The organism is Paraburkholderia sp. SECH2 (genome assembly GCF_030464795.1).
GTDB classification, from domain to species: Bacteria; Pseudomonadota; Gammaproteobacteria; order Burkholderiales; family Burkholderiaceae; genus Paraburkholderia; species Paraburkholderia aspalathi.
In genome coordinates, this window is record NZ_JALPRH010000001.1 from 482,674 (window position 1) to 506,336 (window position 23,663).

Genomic DNA, 23,663 nt, shown 5'->3' on the forward strand with positions numbered 1-23,663 from the left:
ATGAGCGCAGCCCCGATTCTGCAGGTCGAGGACATCGCCGTGACCTACAGCCGGCTCATTCCGGCATTGCGCGGCGTTTCGCTGACCGTGCCGTCCGGCGCCATCGTCGCCTTGCTGGGCGGCAATGGCGCGGGAAAAACGACCACGCTGAAGGCCATCTCGAGCCTGATTCGCGCGGAACGGGGCGAGCTCACGTCGGGCCGCATCGCGTATCGCGGCGATGCGATTACCGATGCGGACCCGTGGACGCTCGCCGAACGCGGCCTCGTCCAGGTGCTGGAGGGACGGCGCTGCTTTGCGCATTTGTCCGTGGAGGAGAATCTTCGGCTCGGCGCGTTCGTGCGACGACCTGCCCGCGCTGATCTCGAGGTGGATCTCGAACGTATCTACGGCACCTTCCCGCGACTCAAGGAGCGTCGTAAGGCGCTTGCAGGCTATACGTCCGGCGGCGAACAGCAGATGGTCGCGATCGGCCGCGCGTTGATGGCGCGGCCTTCCCTGGTGTTGCTCGACGAACCGTCGATGGGGCTCGCCCCGCAAGTCGTCGAAGAGATCTTCGAGACGGTGGCAGCACTCAATCGCGACGACGGCGTCAGCTTCCTGCTGGCAGAGCAGAATGCAGCGATCGCGCTGCAGTATGCGCAGTCCGGGTATGTGCTCGAAGGCGGCCGCGTGGTTGCGCATGGGACGGCAGAGGCGTTGCTGGAACTGGATACGTTGCGCGACGCCTATCTTGGACGTGGCCAATCCGCCACGAGCGGCACGCGCAGAGGGTCGCGCCACTCTGTCCTGTGACTGGTCGGCCAACGCCGCGGAAACTAATATCATGCCGGTCGATAAAATCTCTCACTCCTTATCCGCGGAATGCGCAGCCAGCCTTTTTTCGAGGTGCGGGATCTCTTCACTCCGGACCGGTTTGCCCAGAAGAAAACCCTGAGCGTGCGTGCATCCGCAGACGCGCACGAAATTCAACTGCTCCTGCGTCTCAATGCCTTCCGCTGTAGTGGGCATGCCGATCTCTCGTGCCAACGCCACAATCCCGCGAACCACGGCCGCGGATTCGCGTCGATGCACGGACTCTTTTACGAACGAGCTGTCGATCTTCAGCTTGTCGAATGAGAAGCGCACAAGCGTCGACATGGTTGAGAATCCTGTGCCGAAATCGTCGAGCGCGAGGCCGATTCCCAATGCGCGAAGGTTCTCGACGTTGTGCCGGGTGACGATATCGTCGCTCAACAATACCGTTTCCGTGACTTCGATATTCAGGCGCGCGGGCGGCAATCCCGTCTTGCTGAGGATCGCCGCAACCGTCGACGCGAACGATTCCTCCCGCAATTGCACCGGCGAAACATTCACGGCGACGCTCACTGCATCACGCCATGTGACAGCTTCCGTACAGGATTGCAGCAACGCCCACTCACCGAGTGCGAGGATAAGGCCCGTACGTTCGGCCGTCGGAATGAACGAGGATGGGGAAAGCTCACCGCGCGTCGGGTGTGTCCAGCGAAGCAGCGCCTCACGGCCGGAAATCGTATCGTCGGCGAGATCGACGATCGGCTGATACTCCATGCGCAGATCGCTATAAGACTGCATCGCGCCTTCCAGATCGCTTCGCAGAAGGCTCAAACTTTCGTCAGATGCGTGCCTGACGGCATCGAAGATAGAGAAGGCACTTTTGCCACTGCGCTTGACGGCGTACAACGCGCGGTCCGCGCAGATCAGCAATTGTGGTCCCGTCTTTGCGTGCTCCGGATAGAGCGAGACGCCCACGCTCGCGCCGATATGCACCAACGCTTCGCTGAGTGTGAAAGGTCGCGCGAGCGTTTTGACGATACGGTCTGCCAGCAAATGGACGTCGCGGGTCAACGCCGTGCCGTCGGTAATGGCAACAAACTCGTCGCCGGCGAGGCGTCCGACCAGATCGCCAGTCGGCAATACTTCACGCAATCGAATCGCCGCTTCCTGAAGGATCTGATCGCCGGCGGCGTGACCGAGGCTGTCATTGATCGCCTTGAAGCCGTCAAGGTCGATTAGTAGAACGGCAAATCGATGATTCTGCCGTAACGAGCCTGCCGCCGTACGTTCCAGCAGCAGCTCGGTAATGCGGGCGCGGTTAGGCAGGCCTGTGAGACTGTCCTGGTGAGCCAACCGATGACTGCTTTCACGCGCCAGCAGTAACGCAACGGTGTCGCGATTGCTGCGCAATGCCACGGTAAAGAAGCCTGCCGCGCAAAACGGCGCCTGAAACAGCAGCACGAGCTTGCCGGAGCCGGGAGAAAGCGCCGCCCCGCAACCCAACAGCCCGAGAATGAACGAAATCTGGAGAAGCACCAGCCTGGGTGTGCCTGCATTGCGCCCGGCTAGTCCGCCGATCACACCCACGGCGCAAACGTTGCCGAGCAGAAAAAGCGTCTGATTTCCGCTGGTATTGCACAAAAAAGTGCCATAGCCGAACAGGACCGCCCAGAGAAGACTGGCAAAGAGAAAAGCTGAGGTAGGGGTTGGCAGATTGCGGGCACTGCGCTCGCAGCACAGCCAGATCAACGCGAGACGCGTTATCAGCAGCGCAACCACGGCGCCGCCCCACCACGCGTAAAGGGCTCTGGGATAAAGGTAGTAAGCGGTTGCGCAGACACTGATTTCGCAGATCGACGCAAAGACAATCGACGCGGTTCGAGTGAACAGGTTGGCAAGCAATATTTGCCGATTGTCAGCGCTCAGGTTCTGAGCGGAGGACACCACCCACTTGAAAAATGGAGACCTTGGTTCGCTGAAAGCCATGACCTGCGCATTTTTAATGGTTAATGGGTCGACTCGGACACGCCTCGCAATTATTACGTAAACACCCACTGTCCGTTACAACGCAATTGCGCTGGCTTATTAGACACCCTCATTGGACACCCTCATTAGACACCATTACGCCTGTCCTACAGGCAATGCGGCGGCGCCTCCCGTCCGAAGACGCGAGCATCCCTTGCGGATTGCTTCACGCTCCGGCGAGAGATGCGGTCATTCAGGCTATTTCTACAGGCACCCGCTTTGCCAAAGCGCACATCAGCTCGTACCCGATCGTTCCGGATGCGTGAGCGACGTCATCGATCTTGACCTGGTCGCCCCACAGTTCGACCTTGGAACCGATCTGCGCATGCGGGCACGGCGTCAGATCGACCGTGAGCATGTCCATCGAAACACGGCCCACTACCTGCGTCATGACGCCGTCGATAGCGATGGGCGTACCCGTCGACGCGTGCCGCGGGTATCCGTCCGCATACCCGCATGCGACCACACCAATACGCATCTCGCGGTTCGCGGCGAAGGCGCGGCCGTACCCAACCGTTTCCTCCGCCGACAACGACTGCACACCGATCACTTCGCTCCGAAGTGTCATCGAAGCGCGCAAGCCCACGTCGTCGATGTGGCGCGACTGACCGGTGGGCGAACCGCCGTACAGCACGACACCTGGCCGCACCCAATCTCGATGCGCCTGGGGATGCCACAGAACGGCCGCTGAATTCGCGAGGCTTCGTTGACCCGGTATGTCTTGAGTCACCGCATCGAAGCGATCCATCTGCCATGCCACATCGCCATCATCAGCATTCGCGAAATGGCTCATCAACGTGATGTCCGCAATGCCCGCAATCGATCTGGCCTGCTCCCACGCGGCACGATACGCATCGGGCCGGAATCCGAGTCGGTTCATCCCGGAGTTCATCTTCAGATGCACGTTGACGCGTTCATGCGACGGCGACAGGCGCAACAGATCGAGTTGCTCACGGCAATGCACGGCCATGGAAAGATCGAACTGTTGGGCGATTTGCACGTCACCTGGCTTGAACACGCCTTCCAGAAGAAGGATCGGCTTGGTCCAACCCAACTCGCGCACACGGACTGCTTCGTCGAGATCGAGTAACGCAATGCCGTCGGCATTCGCGAGTGCCGGGAAAACGCGATCGATTCCGTGTCCGTATGCGTTGGCTTTGACCACGGCCCAAGCCCGTGATCGAGAAGCCCTTTGCTTGACGATGGAGAGGTTGTGGCTGACTGCGGCGGGATGAATCTGTGCAACGATCGGGCGTGGCATAGGAGGCGTTGAGGGCTAGTTTGGAAAGGGAATGAATGCCCGTTGGTAAAGACTGGCTTTGCGGCCTACAGGCAGATTTTTCCACTATCGTATCCAGCTCAAGCCAGTTTTTGTCACTGTATTGTTTGGATTTTTGGGTTTATCTATTGGCTGCTCGTTGCTGCTTGAAACCCTTCCCGGCGGTTCCGGAGATCGGTCCGCCGGGAGGGTCCATCACCTCACAAACGCGATACTGACAGGAGCAGGTATGTCAACCGATTGCCCGGTATCCGACACCCTGCCTGACGCAGGGTCGATGCTGAACACATTCACTTTGCCGCTGCGTTGGTTGGCGACCAGTATCCATTTTCCCGACGGGTGGATTGCAAATCCCCATGGCCTCTCACCGCCCGAGGACGTGCGCTGAACCAGCGAAAGCTCTCCCGAATCGGGGCTAACGCGATAGACAACTAGCGCGTTTTCTCCACGGTCTTCGACATAGACAAAACGCCCGTCGTGGCTGACCGCGACCTCGGCGCCGCTTTTCACACCCTGAAATTGCGGGCTGCTTGTCGGCACCGATTGCACGAGCGTCAAACGTCCTTGCGACGCATCCCAACGTAGCACCATGATTTCGGCAGTCAGTTCGGTCAGCAGATAAACGAACTGACCGCTCACTCCGAAAGCCAGATGGCGGGGGCCACTGCCCGGCGGGGCAATGAAAGACCGTGAATGCGTCCCGTCGTCCGGCGACAACGTATGGGTGACCCTGTCAAAGCCGTAAACGAACACGCGATCAGCACCCAGATCGGGAACGAGTGCGTATCGGCCGGACGGATCGACTGCGGCGCTGTGGGCATGCGCGCTCGCCTGCCGCCGGTTCGGCCCGGAACCTGCCTCCTTGATCGTGGACGCGAGTGAGCCCAGGCTTCCGTCGCCGTTGACCGCGATGCTCGATACAGACCCACCGCCGTAATTGGCAGCGAGTAAGGTCATGGAGGGTATGTCCAAGCCCAGATTCGTGGTTCCGCTACCGCCTGTGGCGACCTCGTTCAATCTGGTGAGCGCGCCGGTCCCGCGATCCACGGCATATGCGGTGACACTTCCCTCTCTCGTATTGTCATCGTCGACCGCATAGAGGATCGGCAAGCGAGGATGCGCAGCGACCCATGTGGATTTCAGCCCCTCAGCAACCGGGCCGATGACGGTCAGTTTGCCGGTGGACGCGTCGAAGCGCAGCGCGTGAATCTGCCGCTCCTGTGTTCCCACGTAGACGAGTTCCGTTTGTGCATGTTCCAGTAACGTAGCGGCACTGTTGTGGCCGCTGTGCATTCCGGCTAACAACGTAAGCGTTATAAATACCGCCACAGCTCCGTACCGCATCAACCTGTTTCTCTGGTGGGGCCGTGTCATAGTCCGCTAGCTTGGAGGTCAGATAGTGTGGGAAGAATGCACACGCAGTCTGGCTCCATATTGCTCAAGGAATGCGTGCGGGCAATCATCCGTCATTCCCGGCCCCGGCTCACCACGACGCAATGTCGGTGAAAGCGATCAACGGTCTCAGCATTGTCAACGGGGTGAACGGGCTGGCTAAGCGTATTCGATTCGCCACCGCGCGTCCCTGCACAAAAATCAGATTCACTGGTATTTTTCGATCGCGCCTATTGCACATTCAGGGTCCATCCGAATCACAGACCCACCTATTGCGACAGGACCTTGCGCTGAGCCTGCTGTCGAGCAGCGAGGCGAAACTGGCTTGGCGCTTGACCGACTTCTCTCCGGAAGAAACGCGTAAAGTACGCGGCGTCTGCAAAACCAAGCCAAAAGGCGATCTGCTCCACCGACATGTCGCCAAAAATGAGGTTGCGCTTTGCCTCAGTGATAATGCGTGCGTGAATCATTTTTGTAGGGCTTTGCTCCGCAGCGGAGGCACAGGCCGCACGCAGTTGCACCAAGGAGATGGCCATCATTGACGCATAGTCCTGAAGCGGTAAGTTCTCCCGGTAATGTTCGTCAATCAACTTACGGAAGCGATCAACCTGGCGAACATCGTTGCGTGTTGCACCGTCATTGCCAGTCTGGTCCAAACGTGTTTCACGAACCAGCATGAGCAGAAGCGTCGTAAGCAGTGCTTCTGTACCGACCACATGGCCGACAGCATCTGACTCGACCTCCTGCTTAAGGCTCTCGATCAAGCCGGCAAACTCCATTCCCGCCTCGGCGGAATAGGAGAGTGGGATCATTCGGGGCAACGCCCAGAGCGCGATGAACTCACGGAGTTTGGCGTTAACCTGCGTCAGATAGGCTACCTCGATCGTCACGACCCATCTGTCAGCGTCGATCTCATAGTCGAGACCGTGAACGCATTCGGTCGGCAACAGCAAGGCACACGGACCCTCGAATGGCACACTGCTACCCTCGAGATTCATTACACCGCGCCCGCTACGAACGAATATCACCTGGCCATAGGCAGGATGCGCGTGAGGTTCGGTGCGCCAGCGGCCCCGGTCGGTGACATGCCCAACGTGCACAAACCAGTTTTCATCCTCAGGGCGTTCAACGTACAAACGGACCTTTGGAACGGTTGTCAGCATTGTTTTGGGGATCGATTTGGGCTGGTACTTTGCCACGGCACTATGTGTCATAAAGTCTCCTTGGCCGCCGAATCGATTGGGTAGCGGCCGTCATTGACATTCCGGCCTTACGCAGAAGACTTCTGGCGCTGATTCCGCGCGGTCCTTATTTTTTCGATTCCATCATAACCCTCTCATGGAGTCGCGGAAACAGTCCATATTTTTCCATACATTTCGGCGAGGCATGACCTGCGATTTACCCGAACGATGGCATCGATCTCCCGGCAGCGATGCCGTCACCATCAGAATCTATGCAACATTCCAACGATGATGCCGCGCGTGTCAGCGCCCGGCGCGACCGCAATACCGGTATACCCGGTGCCGTTGAGCGTGAATTGCGCGCGATTCCGATTCTGGATAAACCCAGTAGAGCCATATAGAGTGGTCAGCTTGGAAAGGGAGTAGGAATAGGTCAAGCCCACTTGCTGTGCGTTGTTCCCCTTGCCTGTTTGATCATGCGCATAACCATACATAAGCGAAAGCTGGTCAGCGGAACTAAACGAGTACGAACCCGATGCTTCGTAGACGTCACGCTTCACGCTGTTATCGGTCTGATGCTCCGTATGGTATGCCAGATAGAACCGGGCAGCCCCCACCCCGACAGAGCCCCCTGCATTGAAAATCTTCAGGATTGAGGTTCCGGCCGCATTGGCCGCCTGTTCATATCCTGCAGCCGCACGAAAGGACCCGTTCGCATAGCGGACTGCCGCGTTCTTGACCTGACGCATCGACGCAAGCGCATGCGTCTCGATGAGATGGAGTCCATGGCGCGCGTGGACTCGATTCGTGTGCGCTGTTTGCGCCGCGCGCACGGATCCGGGCCACGTACCACTGCATATGTATTTTCTGGGCGACGTGGCACGGTCCGATTGCCGGACCGTGTATTCATCCTGCGCGTTCGCCATCGCGCGTCGACGATTCGAAGAAGGCTCCAGTCACCGGACGCACTGGCTTCGAAGTAAGAATATCGGATGTGCGATCGCACGTCCCTACACAAAAACTAGATTCACTGGCATTTTTTCGAGCAATCCAGCGAAAAGGTCTTTCGCCGACGAATTCAATGACCGGCTCCCGCCGTCGCATCGCGTTCACCGCACAGTTCACTTCGCCGACGATCTGCCGCAGACACCCCCTCCACCACACGACAAAAAAATGCCAGCGAATCTAACTTTTGTGTAGAGGCAGCCGATCGGGCGTCCCATACCATTCGTTACAACCGCGACAGAATGATCTGCGTTGAATTGCTCAGCCAGTTGCTGACGGTGCGGCCGCAATAAGAAAATCTATATGGACGGAGACATGACGAAAATATCAGTCGCTTTGCGCAAGCCGCTTCTCGGTGTGGCCATGTTCTGCTGTTTGAGCGAGTTCGGTTACGCGGAGGTGTACACCGCACCTAGTGAATCGGCTCCATCGCAGACCCAGCAGACCCAGACGAACAGTGCCGTGCCCCTCACTGCACCGGACTTGAAATCGGGGGAAGTCACCGGCGCGCCGCCTGTATCGTGGAACGATACGTATATCGGCTACCGCTACGGCAGTGATTTTCACTACCCTGGCGTTCCCGACAAAGTTGCCCAGAACATTGGTTATCTCACGACGACCGGTGGTTTCAGGTTCGGTAGTTACGCATTCAACGTGGATTACCTCGTCTCGAACTCCGCGAACCCGGAGGCTGGTGGTCCCTCCTCAGGTGGAGCGCAGGAGGTGTATAGCGTTGGCCGAATCGAGTTGAGTGCTGGAAAGATTCTTGGGCGGCCGGTGGGCATCGGCATCATTCGGGACGTCGGCCTGACCGGCGGCTTTGAATTCGGCACCAAGAACGACGCCTACGGAGAGCGTGCGCGCATGCTCGTTTTCGGTCCGACTATCGAGTTCGCGTTGCCGCGCGGGTTCCTGAATCTCACTGCGGGTCTTCGAACTGAGAGCAACCATAACGGCATTACCGGCGTCGACGTACGCTTCAATACCGCGTGGCACATCGAGAGCTCATGGCTCTTCCCGTTCCGGGTGGGACCGTTGCCGCTGGTATTGCGCGGGTTTGCCAGCCTGACCGGGCCGAAAGGAAAGGACGGTTTCGGTGTTGAGACGACGACGGAATTTCTCACACGCGTATCACTGCTAGCCGATTTGGGTTCATTCGCCGGTCATCCGCGCGCGGTGTATGCGGGCGTCGGTTACGAGTACTGGCATCACATGTACGGCACGCCGACTAGCGAAACGGTCGGCACGATAACGTCCGTCCCCATGCTGATGGCCGAAATTCACTTCTAATCAGCGACCCTCGTGAGCGTGATCATTGGCGACTCGTCATGCGGGTTGCCAATCGTTGTTTGACGGAGTTCATCGACGTCGCTCTTCCTCCATCGAGAAACGCTAGCCCTTCACCACGTCCGTAGGCTACGCTGCCATGGATCGTTTCCTTCGGCCAGTTGCGCTTCAAAGTGCTCCCGCGTGGTTGGCTGTGCGCGCTGGATGGCCTTGCTGATAACATCGGACAAACGTTCGTAGCCGATCACCTTACGAACTGGAAGAGACTTCGGCGTCTCCGAACTCTCTTCACGACAAGAGAGAACACAATGGAGACAAATCTAACTAAGCGATCAGCGCCCGAGAATCCCTGGAGCATTCTCGTTCTCCTCGCGCTCGGGCTGCTGATTTCGTTTGTTGATCGCACGAGTCTGTCTTCCGCGCTAGCGGACAAGAGCTTCGTTCGAGAATTTTCACTGACGAGCGTCGAGCGTGGCTGGCTCAATTCGGCCGTCTTCTGGTCCTATGGTCTCGTTCAGATGCCTATGGGTTGGCTGGTTGATCGCTATGGCGTGAAATGGCCTTACTCGATCTGTTTCGTGCTGTGGTGCATTGCGGCGGCGGCCACAGGCATGGTGACGACGCTGTCCGCCCTGATCGTCATGCGTCTGCTCATCGGCGTGGCCGAAGCTGTCGTGGTCCCGGCCACCTATCGCTATCTCGCCAACAACTTCGAGGAGACCCAAAAAGGCACAGCACTCGGTATCTTTTCGATTGGCGGCAAGATGGGGCCTGCACTCGGCGCGCCGATTGCAGCCTGGATGATCGTCACGTATTCCTGGAAGATGATGTTCATTGCGACTGGGCTGGTCGGACTGATCTGGCTGGTGCCATGGCTGCTGATGGTGAGGAACGACTATCCCTCCAGAGGGCAACTTGCGGCGGCGATACACCTAGCCTCCTCGGTGCCGCTCAGAAACTTGCTGTCGAGTCCGGTCGTCTGGGGCGGGCTGATCAATAACTTCTGCTACAGCTATTTCGCCTTCTATTGCATGACCTGGATGCCAGCCTATCTGGTCGAGCAACGCGGCCTTTCTCTCGAGAAATCCGGGCTCTACACCTTCTTCAGCTTTGTGGGCATCGCCATCGTCGCCGCGATCGCGGGATGGGCCGCGGACCGGATTATCGCCCGCGGCAACGATGCCGTTGTCGTGCGTAAATGCTTCATCGTTGCCGGCTTTATTGGCGGAACAACCGTTCTGCTCGGCGCCTACGCCCCTTCGCTCGAGATGGCACTGTTCTGGAACGTGCTCTCACTCTCGTTGCTTGGCCTTGTCACCGCGAATAACCTGGCGCTGTGTAAACTAACCTTGATCCCCAGGCAGGCGGTCGGCTTGAACACAGGACTCCAACAGGTCGCCACCAGTCTCGCGGGCGGTATCTCAGCCAGCCTTTCAGGCTGGTTGCTCCATCTTGGCGGCAGCTACACACTACCCATGATGGCGATCTTCGCGTTCCTGCTGATTGGTGCAACGAGCACCGTGGTTCTGCTTCAGCGCAAATGGGCACCAAAAGTCAACGACATTGCTCACGAACCTCCGCACGCAGAAACGCAGACCTCTGCTTAGGTGCAGGGTAACGCTGTTGAGTAAAGAACACTCCGAATAGAAAGCGCTGTGCGAAAGCACAGCGCTTTTTTCATGCCGCTGCGAGGACCGGATTACGGGTTGGGAACGTACAACGGCATCGCCTCTTCCCACAAGGTATCCGTGATCGGATGCTGATCCGTCCCATCCGCATTCATCACCCAGTTCTGGCCGTCAGGTTGGAAGCTGTTGTCGTACAGCGCGAGTTCGTCCCTGAAGCCATAGGTGCCTGAGCTGTACGCGAGCCGGCCATCCCAGGTCCAGACGGCATGGCCCTGGTTCGATCCATCCGAAGTCAGGCGCGTCAGACCCGTGCCATCGGGTTTGATCGTGAACACGTCATAGTTGAATTTGTTCGGATCGGTTGGGTCGATCAGCTTGCGGGTGAACACGATCTTGCTGCCATCCGGCGACCAGCCCGGCAGGTTGTCTGCCTCGCTGGTCAGAACGGTGGTGGCGCGTGTATCCAGATCGAGAATGCGCAGCCCCTGCACCTTGGGACTCCATACGCGGTAGACGATCTTCTTCCCGTCCGGCGAGTAGCTCGGGTAGCCCGAATTGATGGAACCGTCGGTCAAGGCCTCCGCGTGGCCGTTCATGCTGCCGTCGGCCTTGATACGCATGATCCGGCCTGGGCCGGCAGCACGCGTAAAGAACCATTGGCCCACGCCGAACGCCACCCACTGCCGATCCGGTGACCAGGTGGGCTGAAATGCGCCGGCCAGGCCCTTCTTGATCATGTCCTGATCGAGACCACTGGTGGCTGGGTCGTAAATTCGCGTATAGCCAGAGAAGTCCGGATTGATGATGGCAATGGAAGAGTTGATCGCCTTCTCTGTGTACACCAATTTCTGGCGATCCACTGACAGCTGCGGGAAGACGTCGATGTAGGTGTACTTCCACGCAGGATCGAAGCTGAACAGCGCCGTGCCATTTGCATGCGCGGGTCGAAGCGATATTTTTTCGTAGACCATCTTGCTGCCGTCCGACGAATAGCGTGGCGAGCGAATGCCCGTGTTGCTCGTGGATCGGAACATGCCAGCCGTGGTGTAGATACCCTCAGTGTCGCCGCCCTTGACGTGATACGCGACGTTGGTCTCACCCAGATACTGCGGGAATACCTTGAAGCCGGGCGTCGACGTCAAAGTCGTCCTGGCAAGGTCGGACAAATCCACCGACACCAGTTGCGAGCTGACTTTATTGATCAACTCCGGACGGTGCGCGCCCCAAGTCGACTCCACGGGCGTTTCATAAAACACGACACGCTTGCCGTCCGGTGACCAGGATGGCGACCCTTCGTCAAAGCCTGGATTGCCGGCAATTTTCTTCCAGCCGGAGCCGTCGGGTCTGATGAGATAGATGCTGCTTTCCTGCGTGCGTTCCCAGCCAACCGGCAGATTGTGGCCGCGCCAATCGCTGCCCGTATCGGAAGAAACGGCAAGCCATTTGCCGTCTGGGGACCAGGAAGGTCTGAAATAGCTATGCGGTTTGGTGGGATCGAATTTCAGCGCACCCGTGACGTTTTTCAGCGCACCAGTCGCAATGTTCAGTGTCCAGATATTGGTGGTTCCGAAATCGCTCGCGCCCCTGCGTGACGAGACGAATGCAATGAGGTTAGAGTCGGTGGGCGAAAAAGCGGCGGCATCGTCAACGGCAATGTGATTGGTGAGCTGTTGCAGGCCCGTACCATCCACTTTGACGCGATAGAGATTTGACTCGCCCAGTCCGTCACGCTCCGAGGTGAACACGATCCATTGCCCGTCTTTCGAGAACGCCGCGTGATAATCAAAACCCGCGGTCGGAATCAGCTTGTGTTCATCTGTCCCGTCTGCATTGGACACATACAGCTCGGAAGTCACCGGACCGACGCGGTTGAGCAACAAGGTTCCATTTTGCGCGGCACCTGCTCCCGCTGAAATGAAAATCCAGGCGCCCCCGATTGCCGTACAAGCCAGGAGTTTCTTCAAAGACGAAGTTAAATACACAGCGTAATGCCTCCATTAATTATGCGTAGGTGAGCGGCGTAACACCGCTCAACCGCTCCTGCACCGCCACTTTCGTCGACGCATCGTGCTTCCGTTTCCTGCCGCTCCTTTCCGTGTTCCGTCATTGCTCAGCGAGCATTCAGCCCAGATTTCCCGTGACGTCATCGAACAGTTCGTCGACCGACAGGCGATGTGGAATGATCTTCTGGTCCAGCGCCCAATCGATTGCCAATTGAAGTCCTTTGCGGTTCTCTTCCAGTCCGATCGGCGGAAAGATGGCCGGCACGCCGCCTTCAGTCAATGCGCGGCTTTCGACGATCATCCGATACAGCTCGCGAACGATGTCCGGCCGCTGCTTCGACACGTCCTCATGCACCACGAACATGTGGTTGATCGGCACAACGCCTTCCCGCGCAAACCAGTCTTTGGCCGCGGCCTGCGCATCGGGAACGAGCGTGCGCACACGCGGGTCTTTCGGCATATCTTCACCGAGCAAGGCCGCGCTCAACTCGCCATCTAGCATCATCTGCGGGATCGAGGATCCCGCGGGCAGGCGCACGCAGTTATCCGGATCGCGATATTCGGCGAGATGCCCGTCGCCGAGTGTCATCCAGGTCACCTTGTCCAGATCGACACCGTATTCGTGACGCAGAATGCCCCGGATCCAGAGCGCAGTCGTTTGTGTATAGGTGCGAACGCCGACCTTCTTGCCTTCGATATCCTTCGGGTCGAGGTGGCCAAAGTCGATGTTGAAGCCGGCGCAATGATGCTGGAAGCGTCCCGATATCGGCGTCGGCAGCATGACGTAAGGCTTGCCATAGGCCTTGGCCTGCAAAAAGGTGACGATCGCGAGCTCGCCCGCGTCGAAGGCGTTTTCTCGAACCATTGCCTTGAAGCCGTTATGTGCCGGAGTCGGTCCGCAATAGTCGAGCTTGACGATGTCCGAGTTCACCCGCCCGCCCTTCATCGCCTTCGTGACCGGATAGTCGGCCAGATTGGTGCGTAATGTTGGCACCTCTGTGGGCACCCTGTTCAGTGTCGTTGTCATTGATGTTCGTCCTTAGGCTTGAATGGGTTTACAGCCGTACCTCGATGAGACACGGGCCAGGCTCGTGCACCGAGTCGGCCATGGCCTTGTGGAAAGCTTCGGCTGTGTCCACGGCGACGGCGGGAACGCCCATGCTTTTCGCCATGGCCAGCCAGTCGATACGCGGACGATCGATATCGATCATGGCCAGCGCGCGCGCCCCTGGCGCACCGGCGCCCATGTTGGCGTACTCGGCCTTCAGGATGGCGTAGCTGTTGTTGGCAAAGATGATGGTCGTGATGTTCAGGCCCTCGCGTGCCTGCGTCCACAGCGACTGGATGGTGTACATGGCGCTGCCATCACCGACCATGCAGAACACACGCCGGTCGGGGCAGGCCAGCGCGGCGCCGGTGGCGACCGGCGTGCCATAGCCGATCGAGCCGCCCATGTTGTTGATGAGGTCATGAGGGGCAGCGCCAACGGTCAGCCCCATCGTCTCGCGGCCAGTGGTCAGCGATTCGTCGACGAGAATGCAGTTTTCGGGCAGCGCGGCGGCGAGCGCCTGGGCAATGCTGGCGGCCCCCAGAGCGCCGGTCGGCGGCGTCGCATCCGAACGCTGCTGGAGGACGCCTGCCGTGTTCGTCGCGCCGAGCGCCTGAACCAGCATGTCGAGGCCGGCGGCGCTATCCTCGCCCATCTCGACCAGCGCATGAACACTGGTGCCGGGTGACTTGAGCAAGCTCGGTTTGTCTGGGTAGCTAAAGAAAGCGATCGGCTCGGTCGTCTCGACCGTGATGATGTGTTTGAAGCTGTTCAGATACTCGACGGCTTGCCCGACTGCATAAGGAATACGTTCGAGCGTGACCCGCCCTGCCCCGCGTTCGATCCGCGCACTAAAGAATTGCGTCGCGATGCGACAGCCGGTCGCCGCCTTGATCTTGCCCGCCAGTTCGAGCGCGCGACCGCGTGTCGAGTGGCCGGCGAGGACCATGAGCGTGGGCTCGCCCGAACGCAGCACCTGCGCAATGTGCTCGATGCGCGCAACGTCTGGAGTCTTCGCTGCGGCGGCTACGGTGCTCGGCGGCGCGACCTGCTCGCCCGCCTCCTGCCACGAGGTATCACCAGGCAGGATGAGCGTTGCAATCTGCCCCACGTGTTCGCTCGCCTTGCTCACCGCGGTTGCAACGTCCCAAGCCACCGCGCGCGGCGATTCGACGCGGCGCACCCAATGACTCAGCGGCCGTGCAAGGCCTTCGATGTCGGACATAAGCGGAGGGTCGTACTTCAGGTGCGCGGCCGAATGCTCACCCACGATGTTGACCATACCCGACGATGCCCGTTTGGCATTGTGGATATTGGCGAGCCCATTCGCGAGTCCCGGCCCGAGGTGCAGGAGTGTGGATGCCGGCGTCTCTTTCATCCGGTAATAGCCGTCCGCGGCGCCCGTGCAGACACCTTCAAAAAGACACAGGACGCTGCGCATGCGTGGATTCTCGAGCGCCTTCAGAAAGTGCATCTCCGAGGTACCCGGGTTCGCGAAGCAGATGTCGACGCCCTGATCGGTGAGCGTCTGAACCAGACTTTCGGCTCCGTTCATTCAATACCCCGCCATCTCGCGCGCCATGCCGACCACGCCATAGCTTTTCAGCGGAGCCGACATCAGGAAGCGGTAACCCTCTTCGAGCAGCCGCTTGTGATTCTTGGCGTTGACATGGGGATTGCCAACGACCACCTTGTGCTTGTGGCAGGTCTCGACGATCTGCCGCATGGCATCGGCTACAACCGGGTGCTCGTAATCGCGCGGATGGCCCAGTTGCTGGCTGAGATCGCCCTCGCCAATGAGGATGAAGCCGATACCCGGCACATTCGCAAGAATGTCATCGAGGTTTTCAATCGCCTCCGTGCTTTCGCACATCAACCCGACCAGAATTTCGCCCTCGGGGGCCAATGGCCAGACATCTGCCTTCTTGTAGTAATCGGCCATGCTCAAACCCCAGTAGCGTGCCGCGTTGGCGGGGCCGTCACCGCGGATTCCCTTGGGCTCGTACAGCGGTGCGCCCTTGGGCCGGGCGTAACGGCACGACGCGACAGCGTTATAGGCTTGCTCCACCGTCGACACATGCGGCCACACCACGCCATAGGCGCCGCGATCGAGCACCTGCTTGGCAAAGGACTGATTCATTTCCGCGCCGTTGGCGGGAATACGCGCAATTGGCGTAACGCGCGGCGCGACCGAGCCGGATTCGGCAATCTGCTTCCGGTTCAGCATGTACTGCATCGCATCACCCAGCGCCGATACGTCGTAGGGGTTATGTTCCATCTCGAAGACGATGCCGTCATAAGGCGCGTCGCTCATCTCGATGGCGGACTGCTTGTCCAGCTTGGAAAACGCGGCGAAGGCCGGCTTACCGGATTCGAAAGCGCGAATAATGCTATTGAGGCGGGTGTCGCTCATGGTCTTTCTCTCTCGGTGATTGGGTCCATAGGGGTTGCATGAAGCCGCATCAGTCGGCCGCTTTCCAGTACATGAAACCCATCCCCTCGCCGGTGCCGGCAGGCGTGCGCCAACAGGGGACGTAGTCGACCAGCGTCATCTCGGCGCCCGTTTCCTGAACCGCCTTCATCACGCTCACGTAGAGCTTGATTTCGGAAGTGCCCGACTGATACGAGCGGTCATCCACGGCGGCCAGGCCGTCATAGTCGTAGTCGGCCAGCATCTTCATGATGCTGTGGTCGAACTCCTCGTCGTTGACGAAGTGGGACAAACCGCCCGAGGCGAAAATGCCGACCCGCACATCGTCAGGCCATGCATTGATCGCATCGCGCAGCACCCGTCCAAATTCGATGCAGCGCGACATCGAAGGCTGCGTCGGCGGATAGAAGCAATTCATGATGATTGGCACATGCGGCGGCGGGTTGTCGCCCATGATCTGGTGATAAACGAAGCTGTAGGCATGTGGTACCACCGGATACTCAGGCAGCGGTTTCATCCACACGTTGTCGGGCCACGCAAAAAGATCGGTCAGATCGAAACCTTCGCCCTGGAAATGCTCGATGAGATACGCGGCCAGCTTCGGATGACACTTGTGTGTGACGTGGTGGTCGGGTGCATAGACAGCGCGCTGCGGTGGCCCGTTGTGAACTTCTTCGCCGCTGTAGATCGCGATCGATGGCGAGAAATCGGTGAAGATTTCCTTCTGGTCTTTGCCCAGAATGATCGCGACGTCGATGTTGGCGTCGCGGTAGGCGGCGGCCATCGCATCGAGCGCGGTACGGCAGCGCGTGGCGCGCGCAGTGCGCTCCTCGAGCGTCAGGAATTTCTCGAACGCTGCTTCGCGGTGCGCTTCCAGCTCGGGGTAGGTCCAGGTCCGGTTGCGGTACCACAACTCCGGATTGTTGCGGTCCCGTTCCCCGTTCTTCAGCCAGTCCTCCGGTGCTTGACCGAGCATGCCGCTATGCGGCACTGCCATCCCGAATACGATCTTCGCCATATATGGTTTCTCAATGAATTAATGTGTGCATCAAGGCCGGCTGGTCCGGCCATGCCCTGCGTTCTAGGCTTGCCGCAGCGAGCCGTGCGTTTCGGTTACCTTGGGCGCCCATTCGGGACGGAACAGGATCATCGTGGTCAACGCGCCGATCAGCAGGAAGACCAGGATCATGAGCATCGGCAGGTCATAGCTTCCACTGACGTGGAGCAACCAACCCGACAGACTTGCCGCCCCCCCCCCCCCCCCCCCCCCCCCCCCCCCCCCCCCCCCCCCCCCCCCCCCCCCGCTTCGGAATCAAGGTCAGGCGCGACAGCACGAGATTGTTCGCGGTGGTCAAGCCGAGCAGCGAGAGCGAGAGCACATTCCAGAACAGCGCCATCTCAAGTGAATGGGCATAGGCGCCGAGCAGAACCGTGCATCCGCCCACGAAGCCCGCGATAGTGAAAGCCTTGCGCACCCGAATCGGGTCGCCTCCCCGGGCGATGATCCGGTCCGCTGCCCATCCCGCGATCGCCGCGACGATCGCGATTCCGGCGAAGCTGAAGAACGTATAGAGCCCGGACCTTGAAATCGACAGGCCGCGTTGCTCGACCAGATAGGCGGGCATCCACGTCATGCAATAGAACGTGAAATAGCCGTAGCAAAAGTTCGTGATCATTCCGCCCCACACCACCGGGCTGGACAGGATGCTGCCGAGACTGACTGTACGGGCGCTTCGATTCGCCGCCGTGAGCTGCGTTCTGGAGGGAAGGTCGTTCCTGACCAGCAGAAGCCACGGAGCCAACCAGATCAACCCGACAAGACCCGTCGCGATGAACATGACTTGCCACGAATAATTGACGATGAACCAGGCGCCCACCGGCGCGCCGAGTGCGGGACCAAACTTGTTCCCCATTGCGAGGAGGCCTACAGCCAGGCCGTTCTGACTTTCGTCGAAATTGTTGCGAATCCAGCGATAGCTCGCAGGAATCACGATCGCTTCGGCCATGCCGATGATCAGACGCATGACGACCAGGCTCGCGAGCGCCGTCACCGCCCCCATGAGCGCGGTCGCGATACACCACAGCGCAAAGCTGATTGCGTAAGGCCACTTCACGCCGTAGCGGTCAGCCACATAGCCCATCGGCACCTGGAACAGACCATACGACCAGAAGAAAGCCGAGTTGATCCAGCCGCGATCGACGTTCGTCAGCGAAAAATGTCGAACGAAGCCTGCGTCCGCCAGTGTCGAAGAAATGCTGGTGCGATCGACAAAGGAAATCAGCACACCGATCGCAAGGAGCGCGAGGACAGCCCAGCGGCTCGCGATCCCGGGTCGTCCAGGTTTGCTTGTCTCCATCTGCTCTTTCTCTTTAGTGTGATTGGTTCTGCGTGCCGGCCACCGCAAACCATCTTGGGTCGCCGGCATGGAGGCGACGCAACGTCAGGCCAGGGCCGGATATAGTCGCTGCGCGGTCTTGCCGAAAATCCACGCGCGGTCTTCGTCGCTCAGACATGCCAGACCCGCCCGGGCCGTCGCGAGGATTTCCGGGAGCGTACCGGGCGAGGTCGGATAATTGGAGCCCCATGCCATCCGTTTTGCACCAAAGGCTTCCACCACGCGCGGGAAGAATGTTTCGGCGCTCGCCTTTTCCTTCTTCACATCGCCAAAGATGCGCGGCGTGAGCTTCAGGTAGATGTTGTCGAGCGACGCCAGGTCGAACAGGCTGCGCGCCGCGGCATAGGGCGCACCATCGGCTACTTCGGGGCGCCCCAGGTGATCGAGGATGATGGGCACCTTAGGGAAACGCCGTGCAAGCGCCGTGACCTGCGGCAGTCCGATCGGCCCCGTCTGGATGCACATCGTCAGGCCGAGTTCTCCGCACAGTTCCCACGCTGGGAACGCACGCGGATCGTCGAGTTCGCTCGGATCGAACTCCTTGGTGCTGCCGCCGGTGAACAAACGCAGACCCGCTAGACCGAGCCCGACCCATTCCCGAATGCGTTCCGGTGCATCCGGCTGCAGTACGTCAACGGAGCCGACGGCAACCAGCCGGTCTGAATATTTGCTGCAACCTTCAACGACATAGCGATTGTCGAAACCGTAGGTCGTCGAAGAATGAACCACCGCGGCCTTGGCGACGCCGGCCGCGTCCATCGCCGCGATCAACGTCTCAACGGTAGTGGGGCGCTCCTTCGACCAATCCGAGCGCTTTCCGAACAACGGCGCCGGTGGATAGCGGCTCTCGTCATCGGAAATGATGTGGGGATGGATATCAACGATTGCGGAAGTCATGAGTGTCTCTGTGCGTGTTTCATTGCATATGGCTCGCGCCAACGTTAGTTGCCGCGCGCTTTCAGGCGCGCATCGAGGCGCGGGTAGACGCGCCGCGCATTGCCCTCGAAAATCTTGTAGCGATCCTCGTCCGTCAACGCAGTACACGCGTCGATATAGCGCTTGGTGTCGTCGAAGTACTGGCCGGTTGCCGGATCTTTGCCCCGTACGGCACCGATCATTTCCGATCCGAACAGCACGTTGTCGGTTGGCACCACCTTGGTCAGCAACTCGACGCCCGGCTTGTGGTAGACACAGGAGTCGAAAAAGATGTTGTTCAGCAGCCCTTCGAGCGGGCGCTCGCACATTTCAAGCGACATGCCGCGATAGCGCCCCCAGTGATAAGGCACCGCGCCGCCGCCGTGTGGAATCACGAGGCGCAGTGTCGGGAAATCCTTGAACACATCGGACTGCAGCAGTTGCATGAACACCGAGGTGTCGGCGTTCAGGTAGTGGGCGCCGGTGCCGTGGAAGCACGGATTGCACGAAGCCGCCACGTGGATCATCGCGGGCACATCCAGATCGACCAGCGCTTCGTAGATCGGATACCACTCGCGATCGGACATCGGTTTGCCGGTCCAGTAGCCGCCGCTCGGATCGGGGTTCAGGTTGCACCCGACAAAGCCCATTTGTTCGACGCAGCGTCGCAACTCGGGGATGGAATTCGCGGGCGCCACGCCCGGCGATTGAGGCAACTGGCATACCGGCGCGAAGTTGTCCGGATAGAGTTCCGTCACGCGGTGCACGAGGTCGTTCGATACTTCGGCCCATTCCAGGCTCGTGCGCTCATTGCCCAGATGGTGGCTCATCAATCCGGCGATCGGCGAGAACAGCGTCAGGTCGCTGCCGCGCTCGCGCTGCAGCTTGAGTTGACCATTGCCTATCGCTTCGCGAATCTCGTCGTCGCTCACATGCGCGGCGGCACGCGACGGCGCGTTGACCGGGTCGTTCGCGAATTCGACCTGTTTGGCTCGCCAGTTACGGAATGAAGCGGGTACGGTCGTGAAATGACCGTGGCAATCGATAATCATGTCGTCTCCTGTCGACCAGAGTTGGCGCTTCAGCGCCTTACTCTGGTCCCATGCAATCTGCGGTCGACCAGAGTTGGCGCTTTAGCGCTTTACTCAGGTCCCATGCAAGATCAGTTGCGTGCGGGTCAGCGGGCCAATGGGTCCACAAACAGTTCGTCAATGGACATACGGCGCGGCGTGAGACCCTGCTTGAACGCGGTGGCTTCCAGTGTTTCGATCGTCTTGAGGTTTTCCTGCAGACCGTACGGCAGCGGATCGTGTCCGACGATCTTGCGCAGTTCGAGATACTTCTTGTCGCTGACGCTCGTCGCCTCGCCGGCATCGAGGCGCGCCAGCCATTCCTTTTTCGCCTGTGCGAAGGCGTCGAAAATCGATTTCGCGATCCACGGATGCTCGGCGAGCACCGCGTCCTTAACGACGATAGTGCCGTGCATCGGGTAGACCCCGGTGCGGGCGAAGTACTCGCTTTCGAGCTCGGTCGCATTGGGCAACAGATCGGGATAGTCGGCCTCGACCTCCTTCCATCCACCCGTGGGCGCGCCGGTGCGGCCGATACCCGCGGCGGCGGCAAAACCCGCCGACAATTCGCCTGTCGCCATCATTTCCGCCAACGAGCTTCCAGCCGGAGCATGGATGACGTTCGACGGCAGCTTGAGCTGCGTAACATGCTCCTCATCATCGACAACCCAGGTCACCCTGGAAGAATCGAGGCCGAACTCGTCGATCAGGACCTGGCGCGTCCACACGCCGGTCGTGACCGAATAGGCGCGCACGCCGACCTTCTTACCTTCCAGGTCCTTGGGGGTCTTGATCCCGGCGTCCGGGCGCACCAGCAAGCCGCCGTGGTGAAAACGCCGCACGACAAAAATCGGCAATCCGACGAACGGCGCACCATAGGCGCGGGCGATGATGTAGGTTGTCGGCGCCAACTCGCAAACGTCGAATTCGACGTCGCGCACCATCCGGCGAAATGCGCCAATTTGCGGCTGGACTGTGATGAACTCGGCATCCACACCCTCGATGGAAATGGATCCGTTACGAATGGCCGATGTGTGGGGGTGCTCAGCGATTGCAATCTTGAGCGGGACTTTCCTGGTCAACTTCCTCTCCTATGTTGACCGGAGTTGGCGCTTTAGAGCTCACTCCGGTCCCATGCAAAATGATTGCGGACTTGTCGTCGCCGGCGGCTGGATGGAATCCGCGCAGGACGTATCGACTCGATGGAGTAAGAATATTTGACGACGGAGCGCGCGTCCCTACACAAAAGTCAGATTCAATGGCACTTTTGTTGATGGATGGCGGGGGCGCCCAAGGACGCAGTTCGCCCTCGCCGGACCGAGTTGTTGCCTCACTTGCGCGAAGCGTTCTTGAGCTGCCACACCAGGTTGGCAAACGGCATGTCGAGATCGGCGTACACCTGCTGCGCCTTCGGGTCGTCGTTGCCGTGCAGCATTTCCACACCAGCCGTGGCGTAATCGGTCACCGGGATGCCGGCGCCTGCCAGACGCTGCAGCCCCACCGTGCGCTTGGTATCGCTAAACGTACCCGATGCGTCGAGCACCACGCGGGGATCGTAGCCTGCAGCCTTGAGCGACAGCGCCGGGAACGTGGCACACACTTCCAGCGAAACACCGGCGATCAGAATCTGTTTGCGGCCGGTCTTCTCGATCGCGGCGCGCACATTCGGATCGTCCCATGCATTGATCGAGGTCCGGCTGATCACCGGCACACCCGGAAGCGCGGCAGTCAGTTCAGGGATCGTGGGACCCCACATGCCGTCAGGCATCGTAGCGGTGACAATGACCGGGATGCCGAGCGTCTTCGCGGCTTTGGCCAAGGCCACAACGTTATGCTTGAGCTCACCGGTATCGATGTCGCGTACGCCGGTGAACAGGCCAACCTGGTGGTCAACCAGTACGAGTACCGTGTTGTCCCGCGACAGCAATGAGTACGGTGCGCCAGACGGAGCGACCGCGTTCGTCGCAGGCGCTGCGCTGGCCGTCTGGATTGTGGCGGCAGAGGTAGTGACGATCGCCAGGGGGAGAACGACAGCTTTCAGGAGCTTAAGGATTTTCATGGTCTTGATTAACGTTGGCATTTTCGATGTGGCAACGACGTAGCGACGTCCTGCCGGACCGTCCGGTGCACATCTGCGCCGGGTTGAGAGGAATCGTATTTCCGCAACGACGATCGATAAATATGGTATTTCTCAACCTATCGTTTCCCACAGGAAACGATCGATAGACCAACCCAACGACTACCGGACGTCGGATGACCCCCGTCTCTTCTGACCTGAACGATCTCTATCTCTTTGCTCAGGTGATCGAGCACCACGGTTTTACCGCCGCGGGAGAGGCGCTTGGCGTAAGCAAATCCCATATCTCCCGCCGGATCACCGATCTGGAAGCCAAGCTCGGCGTTCGGCTGCTTCACCGAACCTCACGCCGGCTTAGCCTGACCGACGCCGGCGAAGAGTTGTACGCACATTGCCGGGCCATGATTGCCGAAGCGCAGGCTGGTGAGGAAGCGGTTCGGCGGCGGACTGCCGAGCCCTCGGGGCTGGTGCGGGCCAGCATGTCCGTCGCGATTACAGACATCCTGCTGGCCAGGCTGCTGCCCCGCTTCATGTTGCGCTACCCGAAGGTCCGGCTGGCTATCGAGGCAAGTAATCGACAGGTCGACCTTCTTGAAGAACATGTCGATGTGGTGATACGAGGTCTAGGTTTTGACGTCGAGCTTTCCAGCCTGGTTCAGGCGCCGCTGGGCACGGTGCGCTGGGGGTTGGTGGCCAGTCCTGTGTATCTGGCGAAGACCGGGACGATTGGTACGCCTGATGCGCTACCTCGCGACGATCTGTTGATCTACGAATCGATCAGTAGGCCAGTGACCGTATTGCGCCTGATCGGCGCGAATGGCGATGTCTCCATGCAGACGATTCAGCCCCGCCTGCAGAGCGACAATATCGCGGCGCTGAAGGAAGCCGCGTTGGCAGGAATGGGCATCGCCAGCCTGCCTCTCTATGCCTGCACGCGGGAGATCGAGATGGGGACTTTGAGCCTCGTACTGCCGGAATTTCGCTCGCGGGAGGGACGATTGGCCGTGCTGTTTCCGACGCGCCGCGGCATGATGCCTGCGGTACGCGCCTTCGTCGATTTCCTGAAGGACGAATTGCCGCCGCTCCTGGGTTAGTACCAGCGCGGCTCCTTCACCGTCGAAGGCGAAGACG

The 23,663-nt window shown here is 59.6% G+C and carries 19 protein-coding genes; 4 read left to right on the forward strand and 15 right to left on the reverse strand.

Translation table 11 applies throughout. The features are described 5' to 3' along the window. Window positions 1-795, forward strand: a complete 795-nt coding sequence (locus tag M0D66_RS02210; RefSeq protein ID WP_266208869.1) for an ABC transporter ATP-binding protein — start codon at window positions 1-3, stop codon at window positions 793-795. A gap of 51 nt (window positions 796-846) precedes the next feature. Here the strand turns inward: M0D66_RS02210 and M0D66_RS02215 are convergent, their stop codons facing one another. The 5 genes from M0D66_RS02215 to M0D66_RS02235 form a co-directional block, all read right to left on the reverse strand. After that, the gene (locus M0D66_RS02215; protein ID WP_266208870.1) at window positions 847-2,781 is read right to left on the reverse strand and encodes a bifunctional diguanylate cyclase/phosphodiesterase; all 1,935 of its coding nucleotides are present in this window, start codon (window positions 2,779-2,781) and stop codon (window positions 847-849) included. A gap of 232 nt (window positions 2,782-3,013) precedes the next feature. Then, the gene (gene alr, locus M0D66_RS02220) at window positions 3,014-4,081 is read right to left on the reverse strand and encodes an alanine racemase (RefSeq protein WP_211707508.1); all 1,068 of its coding nucleotides are present in this window, start codon (window positions 4,079-4,081) and stop codon (window positions 3,014-3,016) included. A 213-nt stretch (window positions 4,082-4,294) separates the two neighbouring features. Beyond that, window positions 4,295-5,428, reverse strand: coding sequence for a lactonase family protein (locus M0D66_RS02225; RefSeq protein WP_266208871.1), 1,134 nt, complete (start codon window positions 5,426-5,428; stop codon window positions 4,295-4,297). A 332-nt stretch (window positions 5,429-5,760) separates the two neighbouring features. Continuing rightward, window positions 5,761-6,705, reverse strand: a complete 945-nt coding sequence (locus M0D66_RS02230) for a helix-turn-helix domain-containing protein (RefSeq protein ID WP_200651765.1) — start codon at window positions 6,703-6,705, stop codon at window positions 5,761-5,763. 230 nt (window positions 6,706-6,935) lie between these two features. After that, window positions 6,936-7,421 carry a porin gene (locus M0D66_RS02235; RefSeq protein WP_244869879.1) on the reverse strand — a complete coding sequence of 162 codons (486 nt, stop codon included), beginning with the start codon at window positions 7,419-7,421 and terminating at the stop codon, window positions 6,936-6,938. A gap of 571 nt (window positions 7,422-7,992) precedes the next feature. On the opposite strand from M0D66_RS02235, the gene M0D66_RS02240 reads away from it, so the two are divergent. Both M0D66_RS02240 and M0D66_RS02245 read left to right on the forward strand, forming a co-directional pair. Next, a complete protein-coding gene (locus M0D66_RS02240; protein ID WP_266208872.1) occupies window positions 7,993-8,967 on the forward strand; it encodes a hypothetical protein in 975 nt (324 codons plus the stop codon). Between the two features lie 305 nt (window positions 8,968-9,272). Beyond that, a complete protein-coding gene (locus M0D66_RS02245; protein ID WP_200619012.1) occupies window positions 9,273-10,571 on the forward strand; it encodes an MFS transporter in 1,299 nt (432 codons plus the stop codon). A 92-nt stretch (window positions 10,572-10,663) separates the two neighbouring features. Here M0D66_RS02245 and M0D66_RS02250 read toward each other — a convergent pair whose 3' ends face one another. The 10 genes from M0D66_RS02250 to M0D66_RS02295 all read right to left on the reverse strand — a co-directional run bounded on the left by M0D66_RS02250 (window position 10,664) and on the right by M0D66_RS02295 (window position 22,514). Continuing rightward, a complete protein-coding gene (locus M0D66_RS02250) occupies window positions 10,664-12,430 on the reverse strand; it encodes a hypothetical protein (RefSeq protein WP_266208873.1) in 1,767 nt (588 codons plus the stop codon). 283 nt (window positions 12,431-12,713) lie between these two features. Continuing rightward, the gene (locus tag M0D66_RS02255; protein ID WP_093636960.1) at window positions 12,714-13,622 is read right to left on the reverse strand and encodes a phosphate ABC transporter substrate-binding protein; all 909 of its coding nucleotides are present in this window, start codon (window positions 13,620-13,622) and stop codon (window positions 12,714-12,716) included. Window positions 13,623-13,650: 28 nt separating this feature from the next. Next, on the reverse strand, window positions 13,651-15,198 hold the full coding sequence (locus tag M0D66_RS02260; RefSeq protein ID WP_266208874.1) for an acetolactate synthase large subunit: 1,548 nt from the start codon (window positions 15,196-15,198) through the stop codon (window positions 13,651-13,653). Continuing rightward, a complete protein-coding gene (locus tag M0D66_RS02265; RefSeq protein ID WP_211700119.1) occupies window positions 15,199-16,056 on the reverse strand; it encodes an HpcH/HpaI aldolase/citrate lyase family protein in 858 nt (285 codons plus the stop codon). 49 nt (window positions 16,057-16,105) lie between these two features. After that, a complete protein-coding gene (locus M0D66_RS02270) occupies window positions 16,106-17,092 on the reverse strand; it encodes a protocatechuate 3,4-dioxygenase (RefSeq protein WP_200651770.1) in 987 nt (328 codons plus the stop codon). A gap of 184 nt (window positions 17,093-17,276) precedes the next feature. After that, complete coding sequence (locus tag M0D66_RS02275; RefSeq protein ID WP_266208875.1) at window positions 17,277-18,431, reverse strand: MFS transporter; 1,155 nt, start codon at window positions 18,429-18,431, stop codon at window positions 17,277-17,279. A gap of 84 nt (window positions 18,432-18,515) precedes the next feature. Next, window positions 18,516-19,367, reverse strand: coding sequence for an amidohydrolase (locus M0D66_RS02280; RefSeq protein ID WP_093636945.1), 852 nt, complete (start codon window positions 19,365-19,367; stop codon window positions 18,516-18,518). 44 nt (window positions 19,368-19,411) lie between these two features. Next, window positions 19,412-20,437, reverse strand: a complete 1,026-nt coding sequence (locus M0D66_RS02285; protein ID WP_266208876.1) for an amidohydrolase family protein — start codon at window positions 20,435-20,437, stop codon at window positions 19,412-19,414. 125 nt (window positions 20,438-20,562) lie between these two features. After that, entirely contained in the window at window positions 20,563-21,537 is a 975-nt protein-coding gene (locus M0D66_RS02290; RefSeq protein ID WP_266208877.1) for an ABC transporter substrate-binding protein, read from the reverse strand. Window positions 21,538-21,785: 248 nt separating this feature from the next. Continuing rightward, window positions 21,786-22,514, reverse strand: a complete 729-nt coding sequence (locus tag M0D66_RS02295; protein ID WP_200619004.1) for an isochorismatase family protein — start codon at window positions 22,512-22,514, stop codon at window positions 21,786-21,788. A 194-nt stretch (window positions 22,515-22,708) separates the two neighbouring features. On the opposite strand from M0D66_RS02295, the gene M0D66_RS02300 reads away from it, so the two are divergent. Further along, window positions 22,709-23,626, forward strand: a complete 918-nt coding sequence (locus tag M0D66_RS02300) for a LysR substrate-binding domain-containing protein (RefSeq protein WP_093636934.1) — start codon at window positions 22,709-22,711, stop codon at window positions 23,624-23,626. The last annotated feature ends 37 nt before the right edge of the window (window positions 23,627-23,663 follow it).